Genomic DNA, 20,866 nt, shown 5'->3' on the forward strand with positions numbered 1-20,866 from the left:
GCCGGTGACTCCAGCCCGGGGAGCCCGGCGGGACGCACTCCGGACACCGGTCTCAGCGGCACCGCGCAGCTCAGCGCTCCGCGGCCGGCGCCCCGCGCCTCACAGTCCCAGCAGCCAGCGTCCGCCGCCCATCAGCGAGCACAGCGACACGGCGTGGAAGAGGAACAGCCACAGTCCGGCCGGTACGTGGGTCAGCCGCGACAACTGGTCCGCGTCCGAGTCGCCCGCGCCGCCACGGGTCCGCTTCGCCTGGAGTTCGAAGGCCGGGCGGATGCCGCCGAGGAGCAGGAACCACACCACGGCGTACGCGAACGCGGCCTGCACCTGGGGTCCGGCGAGCCAGGACACCAGGAGGAAGGTGCCGCCGGTGAGGATCACGGTGAGCGCGCCGTACGCGTTGCGGATCATCACCAGCATGGCTATGAGCAGGGCCGTGGCCGCCCACAGCAGCAGGGTGATGTGCCCCGCGCCGAGCAGGGCCGCGCCGCCGAGGCCCAGCAGCGGGGGAGCGGTGTAGCCCGCCGCCGCGGTCAGGATCATCCCGAGTCCGGTCGGCTTGCCCCGGCTGACCGTCAGACCGCTGGTGTCGGAGTGCAGCCGGATGCCGCTGAGGCTGCGGCCGGTGAGCAGCGCGACCAGACCGTGGCCGCCCTCGTGCGCGATGGTGATGGCGTTGCGGGAGACGCGCCACACGCCGTGCGGGACGATCGCCGCGAGGGCCGCGACCATGGTGGCGATCACCACCCACAGGTCGGGGTCCGGCTGGGTGCCGAAGACCTCGTCCCACAGGGAGCTGATCGAGGCCAGCGAGGTGGATGCGGTGCTGTCCATTGTCGGCGGAGGCTCCCTTTCGCGGCGCGGAATCTGGCAGTGTTGCACGTATGTGCGGACGGTATGCAGCCAGTCGTGGACCCGAGGATCTCGCAGCAACCTTTGAGGTCGAGAGCTGGGACCCCGAGGAGACCCTGGCGCCCGACTACAACGTGGCCCCGACCAAGGAGGTCCTCGTCGTCCTCGACCGCCCTGTGAAGGACGCGGACAGCCCGAGGCCGGTTCGCCAGCTGCGCAAGCTCAAGTGGGGACTCGTCCCGTCCTGGGCCAAGACGCCCGAGGGTGCCGCCCGCATGATCAACGCCCGCGCCGAGACGGTGCACGAGAAGCCCTCGTACCGCCGTGCCTTCGCCACCCGGCGCTGTGTGATCCCCGCCGACGGCTACTACGAGTGGGTCACCTCCGGCGCCGAGCGTGATCTGGAGGTCGAGGGCCGGAAGAAGCGGCCGCGCAAGCAGCCGTACTTCGTGACGCCGGCGGACGGCTCGGTCTTCGCGATGGCGGGCCTCTACGAGTTCTGGCGGGACCGGACGCTGCCGGACGAGCACCCGCTGGCCTGGTGGGTGACCTGCTCGGTCATCACCACCGAGGCCGAGACCGCGCCGCTCGCGGCCGCCCCCGCCGAGGGCCCGCGCGCGCTCGCCGACATCCACCCCCGGATGCCGCTGATGCTCACCCCCGACCGCTGGGACGACTGGCTCGACCCGGCCCGCACGGACCCCGACGAGCTCCGCGGCCTGCTCGCGCCGCCCCCCACCGGCCTGATGCGCGCGTACCCCGTCTCCACCGCGGTCAGCAACGTCCGCAACAACGGAGAGGAGCTGCTGAAGGAGCTGGAGGGGCCCGAGGAGGGCACACTCTTCTGACGTGACGAAGATCAGCGACTCTGACGCGACGAAGATCAGCGACGTGAGCGAGACCATCGAGACCGGCGCCGGTACGGCTCGCGTCACCTGGCACCGGGCCGCCGACGCGCGGCTGCTCCTCGCGGTGAGCCATGGAGCGGGCGGCGGCATCGGGGCCCGGGACCTGGTGGCGCTCGCCGGGACGCTCCCCGCGCACGGGGTGAGCGTGGCCCTCGTCGAACAGCCCTGGCGGGTGGCCGGCAAGAAGGTGGCACCCGCGCCGAAGACGCTGGACGTGGGCTGGCGTGGGGTGTGGCCGACGCTGGCGGCGCAGGGGCTGCCCGTGATCTCCGGAGGGCGCAGCGCGGGTGCCCGAGTCGCATGCCGGACGGCCGTCGAACTGGGCGCCGCCGCGGTCCTCGCGCTCAGCTTTCCCCTGCACCCCCCGGGCCGGCCGGAGAAGTCCCGCGCGGCCGAGCTGCTCGGCGCAGGGGTGCCCACACTCGTCGTCCAGGGCGGCAACGACCCGTTCGGAAGGCCGGAGGAGTTCCCGGCGGGCTCGTACGAGCTGATCGAAGTGCCCGGCGGTGACCACGGCTTCGCCGTCCCGAAGCGCGGCCCGCTCGGCCAGGACGAGGCAGTGAAGATCGTCACGGACGGTGTCGTGGGGTGGGCCGCGTCACTCGGGTGACGTACGGGAATGCGGCGTCACGGACTTCTGTTGTGCCGAGCAGACAGCACGCATCGTTGCTGCACCGTTCGTACGAGAGGAAGTCCGCCGCATGGGTTCGACCTTCTGCCCGAGCCGCAGCAGCCGCGCTGACCTGGACTGGACGGTGCTGCACGCGGGCAAGAACGCCCCGATTCGGGCGGCGGGCGGACATGATGTTCGTCTATCCTCCGATTCCAGTGGGACCGGTCTCGGTCTCGCTACGTCGCTGGAGGAGGTGGGTCCGGTCACTGGGACCGACGCAGGGACCGAAAACGGCCAGGCGGAGCAGCCCGAGGGCCGGGGCACGAGCGACGCGCCGGCGGAGACCTCCGCCGAGCGCACCGCGCGCTTCGAGCGGGACGCGCTCGAATTCCTCGACCAGATGTATTCGGCCGCGCTGCGGATGACACGCAATCCGGCCGACGCCGAGGACCTCGTGCAGGAGACGTACGCCAAGGCGTACGCGTCGTTCCACCAGTTCCGCGAGGGCACGAACCTCAAGGCGTGGCTGTACCGCATTCTCACCAACACCTTCATCAACTCGTACCGCAAGAAGCAGCGCGAACCCCAGCGCAGCGCGGCCGAGGAGATCGAGGACTGGCAGCTGGCGCGCGCCGAGTCGCACATGTCGACCGGCCTCCGTTCCGCCGAGTCGCAGGCGCTGGACCACCTGCCCGACTCCGACGTGAAGGAAGCGCTGCAGGCGATCCCCGAGGAATTCCGCATCGCCGTGTATCTCGCGGACGTAGAGGGCTTTGCGTACAAGGAGATCGCGGACATCATGGGGACACCCATCGGTACGGTGATGTCCCGGCTGCACCGGGGCCGTCGCCAACTGCGCGGCATGCTGGAGGACTACGCCCGTGACCGCGGGCTGGTCCCCGCCGGCGCGGGAGAGTCGAACGAAGCGAAAGGCTCGGGCTCATGAGCTGCGGAGAGCCGCACGAGACGGATTGCTCTGAGGTACTCGATCATCTCTACGAGTTCCTCGATCATGAGATGCCGGACGCGGACTGCACCAAGTTCGAGATCCACTTCGAGGAGTGCTCTCCGTGCCTGGAGAAGTACGGCCTCGAACAGGCCGTCAAGAAGCTGGTCAAGCGGTGCTGCGGCCATGACGACGTGCCCACGGACCTGCGGGCCAAGGTCATGGGCCGCATCGATCTGATCCGCTCCGGTCAGACCGTGCCCGAACACGACGTGACCGCCACGGCCCAGGAGTCCTGACTCCCGCCGAGCCCCCGCCGCCGTGCGGACGGGGCTCGGGTCCGGGTCCTCGGGTCCCCCATTTGTCACCCGAACGTGCTAATCCGCGGGCCAGGAGCCCGCGGATTCGTACATACGGGTCCCCGTCCCCTTTCTCCCGTCCTAGGCTCCGAGCCTGAGATCGGGGGTACGGGGGAGGTTCGGGGATGGGTTCGGTTCCGGCGTGGGCCCGTGCGTACGTGGCCGCTGTCGCCGTGCTGGCGCTCGTCTGTCTGGCCCCTCTGACGCACCTCCGTGTCCCCTGGGAGATCGTCGCGCTGCTCGCCGTGCTGTACGCCGGCTGCGAGCGCGTCGCCCTGCCGCCGGGGCCGCGCGGCGGAGGCGGCGCCGGAGGAGCGACCGCCCAGGGAATGGGCACGTTCCTCCCCGTCCTGCTGGCCGGCGCCTTTCTGCTGGCCCCGCCCGCGGCCGCCCTCGTCGTCCTGCCCGGAGCGCTGCTCGCCCGGGTCGAACAGCGCCCGCGCGGCCCGCGCCGGATCTGGCGCGCGGCCCAGCTCGCGGTCGCCGTCTGGGCCGCCTCCCGCGTGTACGGGGCGCTCGGCGGCCGGGCCGCCCTCGTCGCGCCCGACTTCCCCTACGCGCTCGTGCCCGCCGGAGCGGCGGTCCTCACCTACTGCGCCGTGCTCACGGCCCTCGACTGCGGGATCCTCGCGCTCGCCGAGCGCGCTCCCGTGCGCGGTGCCTGGCCCGGCCTCTTCGCCCGCTCGCTGGCGCCGGTCGCGGTGCACGGCCTCGCCGGGCTGATGATGGCGGTGCTGTGGCGCAGCCCGTACGGGCCCGTCGCCGCGCTTCTCGTGCTGCTGCCGATGTACGTGTCCTGCTGGGTCTTCGCCCAGTACCACCGCGAGCGGGCCGCCCACCAGGCCACCATCCGCGCCCTCGTCCAGGCCGTCGACATCAAGGACGGCTACACCCGCGGCCACAGCGAGCGGGTCGGCCGGGCGTCCGTGCTGATCGCACGCGAGCTGGGCATGCACGACGAGCGCGTCGAGGTGCTCCGGTTCGCCGGGATCCTGCACGACGTGGGCAAGCTCGGTGTCCCCACCCGGCTGCTGCGCAAGGACGGGCCGCTGACCCCGGAGGAGCGGAGGGTCATCGAACTGCACCCCGAGTACGGGCACGAGATGGTCCGCGGGATCGGGTTCCTCGGCGAGGCCCGCTCGGCGATCCTGCACCACCACGAACGGCTGGACGGAAGCGGATACCCCTACGGTCTCGCGGGGCCGCAGATCCCGGAGTTCGCCCGGGTGGTGGCCGTCGCCGACGCGTTCGACGCCATGACGTCGACCCGGTCCTACAGCAGGGCCCGCCCCGTGCCGGCGGCCCTGGACGAACTGGGGCGGTGCGCGGGGACGCAGTTCGACCCCCGGATGGTGGCGGCCCTGGTGCGGGCCCTCGACCGGCACGGCTGGCATCCCGCGGTGACCGCGGACACGGCCCCGGCCGTCGCGTCCGGCAGGCCGCCCGCGCACCCGTCCGGCACCGTCGGACGGGGCGCGCCGTGAGCACCACCGCCCCGCGGCGCGAGGCACGCGTCCGTCCGTCCCGCCCGGCCTCGGCGGGGCGGACCCCCGTCCTGCTCGGCGCGGTGCACGGCCTCGCCCTCGCCCTCGCGCTCCTCGCCCTCGGCGCCACCCTCTGGGACGGGGTCGAGGAACGCGGGACGGCGCTGGCCTTCGGCCTGCTCGTCGCCGTCGGCGAGCTCGCCCGCTGGAGCGGGGCCGAGGAACGGGAGTCCGCGCCGCTGGGCGCCGCCGGAGCCCTCGCGTACGCGCTGCTCGGCGAGAACGCGGGGCACCGCACCGGTCACGGAGTCCTCCAGGTCGTCGCCGTCGTCGTGGCCGCGGCACTCGTCGGCTGCGTCCCGCACGTGGCACGGGGAACGGGACCCGAGCCCGACCGGCTCGCCCGCCGCGTGCTGACCGTCGCCTTCGCCGCCGTCTGCTTCCAACCGCTCCACGACCAGGGCAGGTTGACGCAGTGGGGCGGCCCGGCCCAGGCCCTGCTGCTGGTCGCGCTGCTGGTCCTCACCACCCTGTGGGACGCGGTGCTCGCGGCGGCGACGGCCCGAGCGCGCACCCGATGGCCCTTCGGCCCGCTGCTGCGCGACGAACTGCGGGCCACCCTCGGGATCGGTTCTGCCGTGTGCGCGACCGGGGTCGTGATGGCCCTGGCGGTCGCGGTGGCCGGACTGTGGGCGCTGCCGGTCTTCTCGCTGCCGCTGCTGCTCACCCAGCTGTCCTTCCGGCGCTACGCGGCCGTGCGGGTCACCTACCGGCAGACGATCGCCTCCCTCGCGCGCGCGACCGAGATCGCCGGGTACACACCGGCCGGGCACGCCCGGCGGGTGGCCGCCCTCAGCAGGGCCGTGGGCCGTGAGCTGGGCCTGTCGGAGCCGGACCTCACCGTCCTGGAATACGCGGCGCTGATGCACGACATCGGGCAGCTCAGCCTGCTCGACCCGGTGCCGGCCGGCGCCACCGCCGTGCTCCCGGCGGAGGAGCAGCGGCGGATCGCGCTGCTCGGCGGCGCCGTCGTGCGGCAGACCGGGGTGGAGGCCGAGGTCGCCGTGGTGGTGGAGCGGCAGGCGGACCCGTACCGGGAGCAGCCGGTCACCGCGCGCATCGTGCGGACCGTGAACGCGTTCGAGGAGATGGCCCGGGAGGCGGGGCCGACGGGGCCGCTCGCCGCGCTGGAGAGGCTGCGGCTGGGCACCGCCCGGGACTACCAGCCCGAGGTCGTGGAGTCACTGGCGCGGGTCCTGTCCCGGGCCGGTCTTACCCTGCCCCGGTCTGGGTAACCCATGGGTAATGAGCGGCCGTCCGAGGGTACGTGGTTGGATGCGAGGGAGAGGGTGTCAGGGGGCGCGGGCCTGCCCGGGGCTGCACTGCCTCCCAGGAACTCTTCGCAGGACCGGCAGGCGGGAATCGCAAGGAACTGGCAGGCGGGAATCGTGAGGATCTTCGGCAAGGGACGGCACCGGCCCTCCGCCTCATGGCGGCAGGCCACCGACCGTGCGTTCACGCTGATCGGCGACGGCCGGTACGAGGACGCGGGAGCGCTGCTGACGCGTGCGGCGGACCTGGAGCCCTGGCTGTCCGAGTCCTGGTTCAACCTGGCCCTGCTGCACAAGTTCCGGCACGACTGGGAGCAGGCGCGCGCGGCGGGCCTGCGGGCCGTGGCCCTGCTCGACCGGGAGACCGGCGCACCCGACTGGTGGAACGTGGGGATCGCGGCCACCGCCCTCCAGGACTGGCCGCTGGCCCGGCGCTCCTGGCAGGCGTACGGGCTGCGGGTGCCCGGCGGCGCCGCCGTCTCCGGCGAGCCGACGGGCATGGACCTCGGCAGCGCGGCCGTCCGGCTGTCTCCGGAGGGCGAGGCCGAGGTGGTGTGGGGACGCAGGCTGGATCCGGCGCGCCTCGAGGTGCTGTCGATCCCGCTGCCGTCCTCGGGCCGCCGCTGGGGCGAGGTCGTCCTGCACGACGGCGTCCCGCACGGCGAGCGGACCACGGCCGCCGGGCACGCCTATCCGGTCTTCGACGAGATCGAGCTGTGGGCGCCCTCACCGGTGCCCACCTGGGTGGTCCTCCTCGAGGCGGCCACCGAGGACGACCGGGACGCGCTGGAGCGGCTCGCCGCCGACGCGGGGTTCGCCGCGGAGGACTGGTCGTCGTCGGTGCGGCTGCTGTGCCGGATGTGCTCCGAGTCCCGGATGCCCTCCGACGAGGGCGACGAGGAGCACCTCGACCCGCACGACCACAGCGAGCCGGGACACCCCGGTCCTCTCGGCCATCGCACCGACGGACAACTGTGGGTGCCCGAGCGGGAGTGCGGGCTCGCGGCGCCGGCCTCGCTGGTGCGGGGCCTGCTCGACGGCTGGGTCGCCGACAGTCCGGACTCCCGTGACTGGCGGGATCTGGAAGAGGTCTGCTGAGCGCACCTTTAGGCTGTAGTCGCAGAAAAATCCAAGGTCTGAGGAAGGCGTACGTCGTCATGGCGCAGCAGGAAACCGATCAGCAGCACGTGGGCGTGCTCCCCGTGGACGACGACGGCTTCGTCATCGACACCGAGGACGCCGAGGAGCGCGAGAGCGGCTACCGCGAGCGCGGGACCTCGCGCCCGATCACGGTGGTCGGGAACCCGGTGCTCCACAAGGAGTGCAAGGACGTCACCGAGTTCGGGGACGAGCTGGACCGGCTGATCGCCGACATGTTCGCGAGCCAGCGCACCGCCGAGGGCGTGGGCCTGGCGGCCAATCAGATCGGTGTCGACCTCAAGGTCTTCGTCTACGACTGCCAGGACGACCAGGGCGTGCGGCACGTGGGCGTGGTCTGCAACCCGAAGCTGGTCGACCTGCCCGCCGACCGGCGTCAGCTCGACGAGAGCAACGAGGGCTGTCTGTCGGTGCCGACGGCCTACGCGCCGCTCGCCCGCCCCGACTACTCCGAGGTCACCGGGCAGGACGAGAAGGGCAACCCGATCCGGGTGCGCGGCACCGGCTACTTCGCGCGCTGCCTCCAGCACGAGACGGACCACCTGTACGGCTACCTGTACATCGACCGTCTCTCCAAGCGCGACCGCAAGGACGCGCTGCGGCAGATGTCCGAGAACGAGCCCCGCTACGCGACCGTGGCGAACGACTGACCCCACGCCTCGGGCCGGTCCCGGTCCGCTGTGACAGAAATTGACCGGCGTGACGCGCGGTCCCTCGTGGGTCCACTCGAACGGCGTCTGGACAGGTGAACCTCCTGACCAGGCGCCGTTCGCATGTACGTCGTATGTTCGATCCCTTGTGCTCCTTCAGTGATCCCGATTCAGTCACACAAGGGGAGATTCTCGGCATGGTCACCCGGTAGGTGGGCCAAATCCGTTCCCAGAACGGTCACTTGTGGTGCTGAATGGGAAGTGCGGGGATACGCAACGGCGCGCGCCCGGCACAGGTGGAGGGGTGTGACGTCAACAGGCGGCTGAGAGGGGTTTGTTCGTGCATGCTTTCTCACACGGCTCTTCACCGACAGCGCTCGCGGTACCACCGGCGCTCTTCCTTCCGGTGGTCGAGTCCAGCTTTCCCCGTCAACTGCACCCGTATTGGCCGAGGCTCCAGGAGAACACCAGGACCTGGCTCCTCGAAAAACGGCTGATGCCCGCCGACCTGGTCGAGGAGCACGCCGACGGTTTGTGCTACACGGACCTGATGGCGGGCTACTACATAGGTGCTCCCGACGAGGTCCTCCAGGCGATAGCGGACTACAGCGCGTGGTTCTTCGTCTGGGACGACCGGCACGACCGCGACGTCGTCCACCGCCGGGCGAACGCCTGGCGGAAGCTCAGGTTCCGGCTGCATGCGGCGCTCGACGCCCCCAGGGACCATCTGCACCACCAGGACCCCCTGGTGGCGGGGTTGGCGGACACCGTGGTGCGGCTGTACTCGTTCCTCGGCGAGAACTGGAACACGCGGTTCGCACGCCACTTCCACGCGGTGATCGAGGCGTACGACCGGGAGTTCCGCAACCGGATCTCCGGAACCGTCCCCACCGTCCCCGAATATCTCGAACTCCGCCGGCTCACTTTCGCGCACCGGATCTGGACCGATCTGCTGGAGCCGAGCGCCGAATGCGAACTCCCCGAATCCGTGCGGCGGCACCCCGCATTCCGGCGGGCGGCCCTGCTCAGTCAGGAATTCGCCGCCTGGTACAACGACCTCTGTTCCCTCCCGAAGGAAATAGCGGGCGACGAGGTCCACAATCTCGGAATCAGTCTCATTCACCACGAGGGGCTGACGCTCGAAGAAGCCGTCGTCGAACTGAGGCGAAGGGTCGAGGAATGCGTGAAGCAATTCCTCGCCGCCGAGAAGGACGTCTTACGACTCGCCGCTCATCTCGCGGACGGCACGGTCAGGGGAAAAGAGACGAGCATCGCCGTGACGGCGTGCCTCGGAAACATGCGGAACTGGTTCAGCTCCGTGTACTGGTTCCACCACGAGTCGGGCCGGTACATGGTCGACAGCTGGGACGACCGCTCCACACCCCCGTACGTCAACAATGAAGCGGCAGGTGAGAAATGACCGTCGATTCGGTACGACCCGAGGTTCCCGAGGTGCGGGAGCTGTCCGTCCCGCCCCTCGCCGGCGGCGGGATGCCCCTCCTCGGGCACGGCTGGAAACTGGTCCGCGACCCGCTGGGCTTCCTCGCCGGGCTGCGTGACCACGGCGACGTCGTCCGGCTCAGGATGGGCCCCAAGACGGTGTACGCCGTCACCACCCCCGCGCTCACCGGGGCGCTGGCGCTCAGTCCCGACTACGAGATCGGCGGCCCCCTGTGGGAGTCGCTCGAAGGCCTGCTGGGCAAGCAGGGTGTCGCCACGGCCAACGGGGCGCTGCACCGGCGCCAGCGCCGGACCATCCAGCCCGCCTTCCGGGCCGACGTCATCCCCGAGTACGGCCCGATCATGGAGGAGGAGTCGACGGCGTTCGCGGGGCGCTGGGAGGGAGGCGCGGCGGTCGACTGCACCTCCGAGTCCTTCCGGGTCGCGGTCCGTGTCGCCGCCCGCTGTCTGCTGCGCGGCCGGTTCATGGACGAGCGCGCCGAGCGGCTGAGCCTCGCGCTCTCCACCGTCTTCCGCGGTATGTACCGGCGCATGGTGATACCCGCCGGACCGCTCTACCGGCTCCCGCTTCCCTCGATACGCGCATTCGACCGCGCATTGGCCGATCTGCACGCGCTCGTGGACGAGATCATCGACGAGCGGCGGGCATCTGGTCAAAAGCCGAACGATTTGCTGACGGCATTGCTGGAGGCGAAGAACGACGACGGCGAGCCCATAAGCGAACAGGAGATCCACGACCAGGTCGTCGCGATACTCACTCCCGGCAGCGAAACCATCGCCTCCACGATCATGTGGCTGCTTCACGTCCTGACGGAACATCCGGAACAGGCGGACAAAGTGGCCGCGGAGGTCCGAAGTGTCGTGGGTGACCGTCCCGTCGGATTCGGTGACGTCCGGAAGCTGTCGCACACGAACAATGTCGTCGTCGAGGCGATGCGTTTACGTCCCGCCGTATGGATTCTGACGCGGCGCGCCGTGGCCGAAACCGAGCTGGGCGGCTATCGGATTCCGGCCGGTGCCGACATCGTCTACAGCCCGTTCGCGATCCAGCGCGACCCGCGTTCGTACCAGGAGCATCTGGATTTCGATCCCGACCGCTGGCTTCCGGAACGCTCCAAGGACATCCCGAAGTACGCGATGCGCCCCTTCAGCGTGGGCAACCGCAAGTGCCCGAGCGACCATTTCTCGATGGCGCTGCTCTCCCTGATCACCGCGACGCTGGCGTCCCGGTGGCGCTTCGAGGCGGTGTCCGGGTCCAGCGGCACGACCCGCGTCGGCATCACGCTGCGTCCTCACGACCTGCGGCTGCGGGCGAGGCCGCGCCAGGAGAACCCGGTCTGACCGGGCCCGACCCGACGGCGCGGGGCCTGCGAGCGGCCGCCGCGCCCGCCGCGGCGCACGTCCGGACCGCCCTCGGGCCGTCGGGCGTGCGCCGCGGCGGTCTCAGGCATTCGGCACGACCACGGTGACCGTCCACTCCTGAAGGCCCTTGCAGGACATCCGGGCCGGGTCGCTCGGGCACATCGGCCGTGACGAGGTCAGCCTGACCGTCCCGGCCCCGACCGCCCGGTAGGCGGCGGAGGCGTCACCCGGCTGGAGGACGATCCCGCCGTTGGTGGCCGTCAGCGCGTCGCCGTCGCTCTTGACCGGTTTCCAGGGCCGGCGGGTGGTGCCGTCCAGCAGGACCCGGAGCGTGTCGCCGGGCGCCAGGCAGTACGTGTGGCCCGTGTCGGCGGCGCCGAGCTGTGCCTTGGCCGTCGTGCAGTCCGGTCTCGAAGGGGACGGCGACCGGGTGCCGTCGGTCGGGCCGGGGGACGGTGTCGCGGTGTCTCCGGTCGGGGTCGGGGACGGGGACGCCGTCGCCGTGCCTCCGGACGGGGACGGTGTCGCGGTGCCGTCGGCGCCCGTGTCGGTGCCGCCCTGGCTGCCGCAGCCGGCCAGCAGCAGGGCCAGGGCGGCGAGGGCGATGGTCCGGGTGTGAGTCGTTCGACGCATGGGGTGGCCTCCTCGGGGGTTGGACGTGCCACCGGCGGATCGGGATCCCTCCGGGCGAATGGGAATTCGGGATCCCTCGGAGCGCACGACAGGGCCCCGGCCGCCGCGGCGACCGGGGCCCCGGTGCGGCTCAGCTGGTCGTGAGGGCCGTGTCGTCCACGACGAAGCTGGTCTGGAGCGAGGAGTCCTCGACGCCGCTGAACTTCAGCGTGACGGTCGAACCGGCGAAGGAGGACAGGTCGAAGCTCTTCTGGGCGTACCCGGAAGCCTTGTTCAGGTTGGAGTAGGTCGCGAGCGTGGTGGAGCCCGCGGTGACGGTGAGCTTGTCGTAGGCCGTGCTCGTGCTGGTCTCGGCCGTGTCGATGTGCAGGTAGAAGGTGAACGTGGCCTTGCAGCCGGACGGGATCGTCACCGACTGGGAGAGCGTGTCGGTGTGGGTCGAGCCGTATCCGTCGAGCCAGGCGTCGTACGAGCCGCCGTGGGTCGCCTCACCGGTGTCGTTGGTGATGACACCGCTGGTCTCGCTCCACACGCCGGCGCCCGACTCGAAGCCCTGGTTGCCGAGCAGCTGCGCCGAGGAGCAGGTGCCGCCGCCCGAGGTGCTGACGGTCCAGGTGAAGGAGGCGGAACCGGAGGCGCCGGTGCTGTCCTTGGCCGTGACGGTGACCGCGTAGGTGCCCGCGGTGCTCGCGGTGCCGGAGATCAGACCGGTCGAGCTGCTGATGGACAGTCCGGTCGGCAGTCCGGTCGCGCTGTAGGTGAGGGTGGCGCCGGCGCTGTCGCTCGCCGAGATCTGCAGGCTTGCCGTGGAGCCGGTGGCCGTGGACTGGCTGCCCGGGTTGGTGACGGTCACCGTGTTGCCGGTGCTGGTGCCCGAGGTGAAGGCGGCCGTGCCGTTGGGGGTGCCCCAGCCGGTCGGGCCGTCGTAGCCGGTGCCCGCGGTGCAGAAGTACGAGGTGGAGCAGGAGCCGTTGTTGCCGCTGGTCACGTCGTACAGGTTCGAGGTGTGGGAGTAGGGGTACTTCGCCGGGTAGTCGCTGGAGCCCGGGGTGCCGGCCAGCGCGTAGACGCCCGCGATGATCGGCGCCGAGGCGCTGGTGCCGCCGTAGACCGCCCAGCCGGAGCCGCCGTAGGTGTCGTAGACCGCCACACCGGTCGCGGGGTCGGCGACCGCGGAGACGTCGGACTCCATGCGCTTGGTGCAGCCGGTGTCGGTCTGCCAGGACGGCTTGGCGTCGTAGGCGGAGCAGCCGGAGCCGGTGCCCTCGGTGCTGCTGGTCTTCCAGACCGACTCGCTCCAGCCGCGGCTGTTGGAGGAGGTGCTCAGCGCGGTACCGCCGACGGCGGTCACGTACTGGGAGGTCGCCGGGTACTCGGCGCCGTAGGCCTCGTCACCGGAGGAGACGGTGATGGCGACACCCGGGTGCTTGAAGTACGAGGTGTCCTCGCCGGTCTGGGAGGAGGACTCGGAGCCGCCCCAGCTGTTGGAGACGAACTTCGCGCCCAGCGCGACGGCCTCGTTCTCTGCGGTGCCGAGGTCGGAGTCGTTCGCGGAGTTCGCCTCGACGAGGATGATGCTGCAGTTGGGGCAGACGGCGCTGACCATGTCGATGTCCAGCGCCTCCTCACCCGCCCAGCCGGTGTCGTTGGTCGGCAGCGAGGTGGTCGAACCGGTCTGGCTGACCTGCTTGAAGCAGCCGTTGGCCACGGTGCAGGCGGACAGCCCGTACTGCGAGCGGTAGGTGGCCAGGTCGGAGGCCGCGTTGGGGTCGTTGTAGGCGTCGACCACGGCGACCGTCATGCCGGAGCCGCCCGTCGAGGGCAGGTTGTAGGCGCTGTGCAGGTTGGCCGGGCTGAGGCCGGAGACCGCGGCGGCGGCGTCGGGGGAGACCTTCGCCGCGAGCTTCTGCGCGATGTCGGTACGGCGCTGGGCGAAGCAGGACATCCGGCCCGGCTTCGTCGCCGCGGCGCACAGGTGCTTCGTCGCGACCTTCTGGCCGGCCCGACCGGTCGCGTGGACCGTCTGGCGGGCGGGGTCGGTCAGGGCGCGGGAGTTCTGGGTGGTCCGGGAGACATGGGGGGCCGGCGCGGACTGCGCGCTCGCGGGCGGGGCCGCGGTGAATCCGGCGAGGCCGAGCGCCAGGGCGGGGAGGGCGGTGGTGAGGAGTCTTCGCAGGCTCCGGGCCGGTCTGCCGGCGGGTATCGGGCGCTGGGAACGCATGGGGGTGTCGCCTCCATCGGTTCGAGGCCGGTGCCGCTCGGGCCCGGGTGGGGCCGTGCGCGGCGCCTTGGCCGGAAGTGGGGTTCTCGGCGCACTGAAAGGGCCGCCCGTGACGCGCGTAGCGCGAACGTGGAGAGACGCGTCATGGGCATGCCAAATCAGTCGTCCCGGTGTGCCGCGGAGCGTGGCGCGACGGGACGGCCAGAACGTAACCGGGGGGAACGGCGCGCGAACAGCGGTGCCGGCAGAACTTTGCCGCTCCATGGACGGGGATTGGCCCGGCGATTGGAGGCGCGGGGGCAGTACGTGACGAAAGCCGGGCCGCAAGGGGCGGCCCGGCTCTCGTCGATGACGGTCGGTCAGAGGGTCGGCAGGACCCGACCGGTCAGAAGTCCTCGTCGAAGTCGACGGTTCCCTCCACCGCGACCTGGTACGCGGACGGGCGGCGCTCGAAGAAGTTGGTCAGCTCCTGGACACCCTGCAACTCCATGAAGGAGAAGGGGTTCTCGGAGCCGTACACCGGCGCGAAGCCCAGCCGCTGGAGGCGCTGGTCCGCCACGCACTCCAGGTACTGTCGCATCGACTCGGTGTTCATGCCCGGCAGACCCTCGCCGCACAGGTCACGGCCGAACTGCAGCTCCGCCTCCACGGCCTCGCGCAGCATGGCGGTGACCTGCTCCTGCAGCAGGTCGTCGAAGAGCTCGGGCTCCTCCTTGCGAACGGTGTCGACGACCTCGAAGGCGAAGCTCATGTGCATCGTCTCGTCGCGGAACACCCAGTTGGTGCCGGTCGCCAGGCCGTGCAGCAGACCCCGGCTGCGGAACCAGTAGACGTACGCGAAGGCGCCGTAGAAGAAGAGCCCCTCGATGCACGCGGCGAAGCAGATCAGGTTCAGCAGGAAGCGACGGCGGTCCGCCTTGTCCTCCAGCCGGTCCATCTTCTCGACCGAGTCCATCCACTTGAAGCAGAACTGCGCCTTCTCGCGGATGGAGGGGATGTTCTCGACGGCCGCGAAGGCCGCCGCCCGGTCGTCCGGGTCGGGCAGATAGGTGTCGAGCAGCGTCAGATAGAACTGGACGTGCACGGCCTCCTCGAAGAGCTGACGGCTCAGGTACAGCCGCGCCTCGGGGGAGTTGATGTGCTTGTACAGCGTCAGCACCAGGTTGTTCGCCACGATCGAGTCGCCCGTCGCGAAGAACGCGACCAGCCGGCCGATCATGTGCTGCTCACCGGGCGTCAGCTTCGCGAGGTCGGCGACGTCCGAGTGGAGGTCGACCTCCTCGACGGTCCAGGTGTTCTTGATGGCGTCCCGGTAGCGCTCGTAGAAGTCCGGGTAGCGCATGGGGCGCAGGGTGAGTTCGAAGCCCGGGTCCAGGAGGTTTTTCTCGGACACAGCCTTCTCGGTGTTCGTGTCGCTCATTACTGGCATGCCTCGCAGGACTCGGGGTTTTCCAGGGAGCAGGCGACGGCGTCGGGGTCGGCCGCCTGCTGGACGGGGATGGTGGTCTCGGGTCGCGCCTGTGCCTGGGCCGCGCGGGCGATACGGGTCGCCGGGCGCGAACGCAGGTAGTACGTCGTCTTCAGGCCCGCCTTCCAGGCGTACGCGTACATCGAGGAGAGCTTGCCGATGGTCGGCGTCTCCAGGAACAGGTTCAGCGACTGGGCCTGGTCCAGGAACGGGGTGCGGGCGGCGGCCATGTCGATCAGACCGCGCTGCGGGATCTCCCACGCCGTGCGGTACAGGTCGCGGACCTCCTGCGGGACCCAGGAGAAGCCCTGGACCGAGCCGTTGGACTCGCGCAGCGCCTCACGGGTCTGCGCGTCCCACACGCCGAGCTCCTTCAGCTCGGCCACCAGGTACGAGTTGACCTGGAGGAACTCGCCGGAGAGCGTCTCGCGCTTGAACAGGTTCGACACCTGAGGCTCGATGCACTCGTACACGCCCGCGATCGAGGCGATGGTGGCGGTCGGCGCGATCGCGAGGAGCAGGGAGTTGCGCATGCCGACCTCGGCGATCCGCTGCCGCAGGGCCGCCCAGCGCTCGGGCCAGTTCAGCTCGACGTCGAAGTGGTCCGGGTGCAGCACACCGCGGGCGGTGCGGGTCTTCTCCCAGGCCGGGAGCGGTCCGTTGCGCTCGGCGAGGTCCGCGGAGGCCTCGTACGAGGCGAGCATGATCCGCTCGGCGATCCGGGTGGACAGGGCGCGGGCCTCGGGCGAGTCGAAGGGGATCCGCAGCTTGAAGAAGACGTCCTGCAGGCCCATCGCGCCGAGGCCGACCGGACGCCACTTGGCGTTGGAGCGGCCCGCCTGCTCGGTCGGGTAGAAGTTGATGTCCACCACGCGGTCGAGGAACGTCACCGCGGTGCGCACGGTCTGATCCAGCCGCTCCCAGTCGATGTCCCCGCCGGTCACGAACGCGCCGAGGTTGACCGAGCCCAGGTTGCAGACCGCCGTCTCCCCGTCGTCCGTGACCTCCAGGATCTCGGTGCACAGGTTCGAGGAGTGGACCGTGTGGCCCGGCTCCGCCGTCTGGTTGGCGGTCCGGTTGGCGGCGTCCTTGAAGGTCATCCAGCCGTTGCCGGTCTGCGCGAGGGTGCGCATCATGCGGCCGTAGAGGTCACGGGCCGGGATGGTCTTGCGGGCCAGGCCCGCCTCCTCGGCCTTGCGGTAGGCGGCGTCGAACTCGTCGCCCCACAGGTCGACCAGTTCCGGCACGTCGGCCGGGGAGAAGAGGGACCAGACGGCGTCCGCGTTCACCCGGCGCATGAACTCGTCCGGGATCCAGTGCGCGAGGTTGAGGTTGTGCGTGCGCCGGGCGTCCTCACCGGTGTTGTCCCGCAGCTCCAGGAACTCCTCGATGTCGGAGTGCCAGGTCTCCAGGTAGACCGCGGCCGCGCCCTTGCGCCGGCCGCCCTGGTTCACCGCGGCGACCGAGGCGTCCAGCGTCTTCAGGAACGGGACGATGCCGTTGGAGTGCCCGTTGGTGCCCCGGATCAGCGAACCGCGCGAGCGGATGCGGGAGTACGACAGCCCGATGCCGCCGGCGTGCTTCGACAGCCGCGCCACCTGGTGGTAGCGGTCGTAGATGGAGTCCAACTCGTCGAGCGGGGAGTCGAGGAGGTAGCAGGACGACATCTGGGGGTGCCGCGTACCGGAGTTGAAGAGCGTGGGGGAGGAGGGAAGGTAGTCGAGGCGGCTCATGAGGCGGTAGAGCGCGGCGACCTCGTCCACCGAGCGGACCGTGTCGTCCTCCGCGAGCCCGGACGCCACCCGGAGCATGAAGTGCTGGGGCGTCTCGACGACCTTGCGGGTGATCGGGTGCCGGAGCAGATAGCGGCTGTGCAGGGTGCGCAGCCCGAAGTAGCCGAAGCGGTCGTCGCCCTCGGTGTCGATCAGCGCGTCGAGGCGGGCCGTGTGCAGTAGCACGAACGCGGCCGTGCGGTCGGCGATCAGACCCTCGCGGTGGCCCACGGCGACCGACTCGGAGAAGGTGGTGACGCCCTGGGAGGCGGCCTCGACGCCGATCGTGATGGCGAGCAGACGGGCGGCCAGCCGGGAGTAGGCGGGGTCCTCGGAGATGAGACCCGCGGCCGCCTCGGTGGCCAGTTCGCGCAGCTCGGCCTCGTCGGCGCGGGCGGACCGGCCGCGCAGCGCCGCGGCGGCGACCCGGCCGGGGTCGGCGTCGGGGAGGTCGGCGGTCAGATCCGTCAGGGTCCGCAGCAGCGCGGTCCCGGGACCGTCGGTCTCCGCCGTGGACTGCTGCGCGGTCACTGAAGCCGGATCGGCTGGCGCGATGGTCACTGAGGCTCTCCCTCGCTCGGCACGGGGCCTCGTGGGCGGGCACGGGGCACACGGGAGCGCTTCGGGGCAGCACACACCGCGTCCACCGGCCCATTCCGCGAGGCCCGGACGTAGTCGGCACCCGGGCCGGACGGCCGGGGCGCGCTGCCGGCAGGTCCTCGGACTGACGCGGGTGCGAGCACACGCGGACGCGAACACGCACAAGTACACCGTTGCGGGACAGTTCCGGATTCGCACCGGATTCCCCTGCGGCGACAGCGACCATGAGCATACATCTTGTGCCGGGCTCCGGGACTACCCCCACATGTTGTGTCCGGTTGGTCTCCGGGAGCGCTACGGAGTGTGCCGGAGCGTCAACTCGTAGGTGAGCAGCCGGATGTCGTCGAGCTCCGGAAAGGGGTTCCAGTCGCGGTCCGGGGTGCGGGTGAAGCCCAGGCGTTCGTAGAGCCGGTGGGCGCTGTGCATGGTGCGCTGGGTGGACAGTACGAGACGCGAACAGCCCTCGACCGACCGGGCCCGTCCCACACAGGCGCGCACCAGTGCCTCGCCCGCGCCCCGCCCGCGCGCCTCCCGCGCGACCGCCAGCATCCGGATCTCGGCCTCACCCGGGCGCGCCGAGTCGGCCATGGGGCTGGAGTCCGCCGCGAAGGTCACGCTGCCGAGCACCCGGTCACCGTCGACGGCGACCAGCACCTCGGCGACGGCCGCCCGCCCCGCGACGTCCCGCAGTCTCCCGAGGTAGGCGTCGCTCTCCCCGAAGTCGAGCAGCCCGTCCCCGAGATAGGCCTGGGCGGCGATCTCGCCGACGGTTCGGTACTCCTCGGGCCGGGCGGTCCTGACGACGATGTCCATGCGCGCGAGTCTGCCCGACCGGAACGGCGACGGGCCGCCGGTTTTTCACCGGCGGCCCGTCGTTCACGGCGGTCGCGGGACCCTTTCCCGTGGCCCGTGGCCCGTGGCCCGTGGCCCGTGGCCCGTGGCCCGTGGCCCGTCGCTCGTGGCCGGTCGCCGGGAGGTGTCCCAGGGTCTTCCCGTGGCCACGGGCCGGCTACCGGCTCAGTGGCTCGCCTCCGCGGTGGCCGGCGGCAGTTCCGTCTCGACCCCCGCGTCGCCCGCGTCGGCCGTGTAGTCCCCGGGCGAGGTCTCGTCGACGCCGTCCGGGGCCTTGAACGCCCTGAGCGCGAAGGTGAGGACGACCGCCACGGCCGCGTTCAGGACGAACGCCGTCAGACCGATGTAGCCGATCTCCCCGATGCCGGGGATCTCCTTCGCGCTGCCGCCGAAGTGCTTCTGGGTCGGCGAGGCCACCCCGTAGGCGGCGATCGTGCCGTAGAGCATGCCGACCGCCCAGCCGCCCAGCAGTGCCCAGCGGTGGAACCACCGCGTGAACAGACCGCCGACCAGCGAGGGGAAGGTCTGCAGGATCCAGATGCCGCCCAGCAGCTGGAAGTTGATCGCGACGGTCTTGTCCATGGTCAGGACGAAGACCAGCGCGCCCACCTTCACCAGGAGCGAGACCAGCTTGGAGACCCGGGTCTCCTGCCGCGGGGTCGCGTCCGGGTTGATGAAGTCCTTGTAGATGTTGCGGGTGAAGAGGTTCGCGGCCGCGATCGACATGATGGCCGCCGGGACGAGCGCGCCGATGCCGATGGCGGCGAAGGCGACGCCCGCGAACCAGTCGGGGAACATGTCCTCGAAGAGCTGGGGGATGGCGAGCTGCCCGTTGGTGACCTTCACCCCGGCCGCGATCGCCATGAACCCGAGCAGGGCGAGCAGGCCCAGCATCAGCGAGTACAGCGGCAGGATCGTGGTGTTGCGCCTGATCACCTCCCGGCTGCGGCCGGACAGCGTCGCGGTGACCGAGTGCGGATACATGAACAGCGCCAGCGCCGAGCCGAGCGCGAGGGTGGCGTACGTCCACTGGCCGGCCTCGGCGGGCACGAGCCCGCCCGCGCCCGCGGCCGTGTACTTGGCGCTCGCCGCCTTGAAGATCTCGTCGAAGCCGCCCAGCTTGATCGGGATGTAGATGATCGCCACCGCGATCACGATGTAGATCAGGGTGTCCTTCACGAACGCGATCAGGGCGGGCGCCCGCAGACCGGACGAGTAGGTGTACGCGGCCAGCACGCCGAAGGCGATCAGGAGCGGCAGGTCCTTGACGAAGGCGTTGGAGGACGCGCCGCCGCCCACGCCCATCACGTCCAGGACGGCCTGGATGCCGACGAGCTGGAGCGCGATGTACGGCATGGTGGCGAGGATGCCGGTGACGGCCACGGCGAGGGACAGGCCCTTGGAGCCGAAGCGGCCGCGCACGAAGTCCGAGGTCGTCACATAGCCGTGCCGGTGCGAGACCGACCACAGGCGGGGCAGGAAGGTGAAGATCAGCGGATAGACCAGGATCGTGTACGGCACGGCGAAGAAGCCGGCCGCGCCTGCCGCGTAGACCGCCGCGGGCACCGCGACGAAGGTGTAGGCGGTGTAGAGGTCTCCGCCGAGCAGGAACCAGGTCACCCAGGTGCCGAAGGACCGTCCGCCCAGGCCCCATTCGTCGAGGGTGTGCTCGTCGGCGGCCCTGCGCCAGCGCGCGGCCAGGAAGCCCATGACCGTGACGGCCAGGAAGAAGAAGATGAAGACGCCGAGGGCGACGCCGTTCACACCGTCCTTCATGCGTCCGCACCTCCCTTCGCCGAGGTGCGGGCCCGCTGGTCACGGCGCCACAGCTGGTACGCGATCACCGTGAGCACCGTCGAGAGGGGAACCCACAGCAGTTGGTACCAGTAGAAGAACGGGATGCCGATGAACGCCGGGTCGGTCTTCGTGTAGGAGCCGACCCACAGCATCGCCACGAAGGGCGCGAGCAGGCACAGGCCGATCACCACACGAACCGGTGTCACCACCGGTGGTTTCACTTCGGGCAGGTCTGACACAGGTCGTCTCCGTCCCCTCATAGATCACCTGGGTAACGCGCGCAGGCAATCTAGGGGACGGTCCGGCTTTAGGGAACCACCCCTGCGGGGACGGCGGACGGGGAGCGTTCCTGCCCGGAGGCACGCGCCCCCGGGCCGGAGTGCGACCCCCTCGCGGTTCGGC

At 70.9% G+C, this 20,866-nt stretch carries 18 protein-coding genes and 1 riboswitch; of the genes, 10 read left to right on the top strand and 8 right to left on the bottom strand.

From position 1 onward, the window contains the following. Nucleotides 1-99 precede the first annotated feature (99 nt). Nucleotides 100-831: a M50 family metallopeptidase gene (locus tag IO36_RS17015; protein ID WP_037620828.1), complete on the bottom strand. Its 732-nt coding sequence runs from the start codon at nucleotides 829-831 to the stop codon at nucleotides 100-102. A 50-nt stretch (nucleotides 832-881) separates the two neighbouring features. Between IO36_RS17015 and IO36_RS17020 the strand changes: the two genes are divergently transcribed. The 10 genes from IO36_RS17020 (at nucleotide 882) to IO36_RS17065 (ending at nucleotide 11,100) form a co-directional block, all read left to right on the top strand. Then, a complete protein-coding gene (locus IO36_RS17020; RefSeq protein WP_037620830.1) occupies nucleotides 882-1,697 on the top strand; it encodes an SOS response-associated peptidase in 816 nt (271 codons plus the stop codon). A gap of 43 nt (nucleotides 1,698-1,740) precedes the next feature. After that, nucleotides 1,741-2,367 (top strand): alpha/beta hydrolase family protein, encoded by a 627-nt coding sequence (locus IO36_RS17025; RefSeq protein ID WP_037620998.1) that lies wholly within the window; start codon nucleotides 1,741-1,743, stop codon nucleotides 2,365-2,367. A 256-nt stretch (nucleotides 2,368-2,623) separates the two neighbouring features. Continuing rightward, the gene (gene sigR, locus IO36_RS17030) at nucleotides 2,624-3,316 is read left to right on the top strand and encodes an RNA polymerase sigma factor SigR (RefSeq protein WP_037620832.1); all 693 of its coding nucleotides are present in this window, start codon (nucleotides 2,624-2,626) and stop codon (nucleotides 3,314-3,316) included. After that, nucleotides 3,313-3,615, top strand: a complete 303-nt coding sequence (gene rsrA, locus IO36_RS17035) for a mycothiol system anti-sigma-R factor (RefSeq protein WP_037620834.1) — start codon at nucleotides 3,313-3,315, stop codon at nucleotides 3,613-3,615. The genes sigR and rsrA overlap by 4 nt, the downstream gene beginning before the upstream one ends. Nucleotides 3,616-3,800: 185 nt before the next feature. Beyond that, a complete protein-coding gene (locus IO36_RS17040; protein ID WP_037620835.1) occupies nucleotides 3,801-5,159 on the top strand; it encodes an HD-GYP domain-containing protein in 1,359 nt (452 codons plus the stop codon). Nucleotides 5,160-5,230: 71 nt separating this feature from the next. Next, complete coding sequence (locus tag IO36_RS17045; RefSeq protein ID WP_037620999.1) at nucleotides 5,231-6,454, top strand: HD-GYP domain-containing protein; 1,224 nt, start codon at nucleotides 5,231-5,233, stop codon at nucleotides 6,452-6,454. Nucleotides 6,455-6,607: 153 nt separating this feature from the next. Then, entirely contained in the window at nucleotides 6,608-7,588 is a 981-nt protein-coding gene (locus IO36_RS17050) for a tetratricopeptide repeat protein (RefSeq protein WP_037620836.1), read from the top strand. Nucleotides 7,589-7,647: 59 nt separating this feature from the next. Continuing rightward, nucleotides 7,648-8,298 (top strand): peptide deformylase, encoded by a 651-nt coding sequence (gene def, locus IO36_RS17055; protein ID WP_037620837.1) that lies wholly within the window; start codon nucleotides 7,648-7,650, stop codon nucleotides 8,296-8,298. A 340-nt stretch (nucleotides 8,299-8,638) separates the two neighbouring features. After that, a complete protein-coding gene (gene cyc1, locus IO36_RS17060) occupies nucleotides 8,639-9,718 on the top strand; it encodes an epi-isozizaene synthase (protein ID WP_107065730.1) in 1,080 nt (359 codons plus the stop codon). Continuing rightward, entirely contained in the window at nucleotides 9,715-11,100 is a 1,386-nt protein-coding gene (locus IO36_RS17065) for a bifunctional albaflavenone monooxygenase/terpene synthase (protein ID WP_037620839.1), read from the top strand. Before cyc1 ends, IO36_RS17065 begins: the two co-directional genes overlap by 4 nt. A 102-nt stretch (nucleotides 11,101-11,202) precedes the next feature. Here IO36_RS17065 and IO36_RS17070 read toward each other — a convergent pair whose 3' ends face one another. The 7 genes from IO36_RS17070 to IO36_RS17100 form a co-directional block, all read right to left on the bottom strand. Next, a complete protein-coding gene (locus IO36_RS17070) occupies nucleotides 11,203-11,754 on the bottom strand; it encodes a hypothetical protein (RefSeq protein ID WP_037620840.1) in 552 nt (183 codons plus the stop codon). Between the two features lie 130 nt (nucleotides 11,755-11,884). Beyond that, entirely contained in the window at nucleotides 11,885-13,975 is a 2,091-nt protein-coding gene (locus IO36_RS17075; RefSeq protein ID WP_037620842.1) for a putative Ig domain-containing protein, read from the bottom strand. 385 nt (nucleotides 13,976-14,360) lie between these two features. Beyond that, the gene (locus IO36_RS17080) at nucleotides 14,361-15,395 is read right to left on the bottom strand and encodes a ribonucleotide-diphosphate reductase subunit beta (RefSeq protein ID WP_037620844.1); all 1,035 of its coding nucleotides are present in this window, start codon (nucleotides 15,393-15,395) and stop codon (nucleotides 14,361-14,363) included. Further along, nucleotides 15,395-17,776 (bottom strand): ribonucleoside-diphosphate reductase subunit alpha, encoded by a 2,382-nt coding sequence (locus IO36_RS17085; protein WP_037620846.1) that lies wholly within the window; start codon nucleotides 17,774-17,776, stop codon nucleotides 15,395-15,397. Before IO36_RS17085 ends, IO36_RS17080 begins: the two co-directional genes overlap by 1 nt. A gap of 132 nt (nucleotides 17,777-17,908) precedes the next feature. Next, nucleotides 17,909-18,057, bottom strand: a riboswitch (cobalamin riboswitch). Nucleotides 18,058-18,109: 52 nt separating this feature from the next. Then, nucleotides 18,110-18,628 carry a GNAT family N-acetyltransferase gene (locus IO36_RS17090; RefSeq protein ID WP_037620847.1) on the bottom strand — a complete coding sequence of 173 codons (519 nt, stop codon included), beginning with the start codon at nucleotides 18,626-18,628 and terminating at the stop codon, nucleotides 18,110-18,112. A 204-nt stretch (nucleotides 18,629-18,832) separates the two neighbouring features. Beyond that, nucleotides 18,833-20,443, bottom strand: a complete 1,611-nt coding sequence (gene mctP / locus IO36_RS17095; RefSeq protein WP_037620850.1) for a monocarboxylate uptake permease MctP — start codon at nucleotides 20,441-20,443, stop codon at nucleotides 18,833-18,835. Next, nucleotides 20,440-20,724 carry a DUF3311 domain-containing protein gene (locus IO36_RS17100; RefSeq protein ID WP_387708099.1) on the bottom strand — a complete coding sequence of 95 codons (285 nt, stop codon included), beginning with the start codon at nucleotides 20,722-20,724 and terminating at the stop codon, nucleotides 20,440-20,442. The genes mctP and IO36_RS17100 overlap by 4 nt, the downstream gene beginning before the upstream one ends. Between the last annotated feature and the right edge of the window lie 142 nt (nucleotides 20,725-20,866).

It is taken from the genome of Streptomyces aureus, from assembly GCF_000725495.1.
In the GTDB taxonomy this organism is placed as follows: domain Bacteria; phylum Actinomycetota; class Actinomycetes; order Streptomycetales; family Streptomycetaceae; genus Streptomyces; species Streptomyces aureus_B.

Excerpts from the sequence above, each read along its gene's own strand:
- IO36_RS17015 (WP_037620828.1), bottom strand. The coding sequence starts at position 831 with ATGGACAGCACCGCATCCACCTCGCTGGCCTCGATCAGCTCCCTGTGG.
- IO36_RS17020 (WP_037620830.1), top strand. The coding sequence starts at position 882 with ATGTGCGGACGGTATGCAGCCAGTCGTGGACCCGAGGATCTCGCAGCA.
- rsrA (WP_037620834.1), top strand. The coding sequence starts at position 3,313 with ATGAGCTGCGGAGAGCCGCACGAGACGGATTGCTCTGAGGTACTCGAT.
- IO36_RS17040 (WP_037620835.1), top strand. The coding sequence starts at position 3,801 with ATGGGTTCGGTTCCGGCGTGGGCCCGTGCGTACGTGGCCGCTGTCGCC.
- def (WP_037620837.1), top strand. The coding sequence starts at position 7,648 with ATGGCGCAGCAGGAAACCGATCAGCAGCACGTGGGCGTGCTCCCCGTG.
- IO36_RS17065 (WP_037620839.1), top strand. The coding sequence starts at position 9,715 with ATGACCGTCGATTCGGTACGACCCGAGGTTCCCGAGGTGCGGGAGCTG.
- IO36_RS17070 (WP_037620840.1), bottom strand. The coding sequence starts at position 11,754 with ATGCGTCGAACGACTCACACCCGGACCATCGCCCTCGCCGCCCTGGCC.
- IO36_RS17075 (WP_037620842.1), bottom strand. The coding sequence starts at position 13,975 with ATGCGTTCCCAGCGCCCGATACCCGCCGGCAGACCGGCCCGGAGCCTG.
- IO36_RS17080 (WP_037620844.1), bottom strand. The coding sequence starts at position 15,395 with ATGAGCGACACGAACACCGAGAAGGCTGTGTCCGAGAAAAACCTCCTG.
- IO36_RS17090 (WP_037620847.1), bottom strand. The coding sequence starts at position 18,628 with ATGGACATCGTCGTCAGGACCGCCCGGCCCGAGGAGTACCGAACCGTC.
- mctP (WP_037620850.1), bottom strand. The coding sequence starts at position 20,443 with ATGAAGGACGGTGTGAACGGCGTCGCCCTCGGCGTCTTCATCTTCTTC.
- IO36_RS17100 (WP_387708099.1), bottom strand. The coding sequence starts at position 20,724 with ATGAGGGGACGGAGACGACCTGTGTCAGACCTGCCCGAAGTGAAACCA.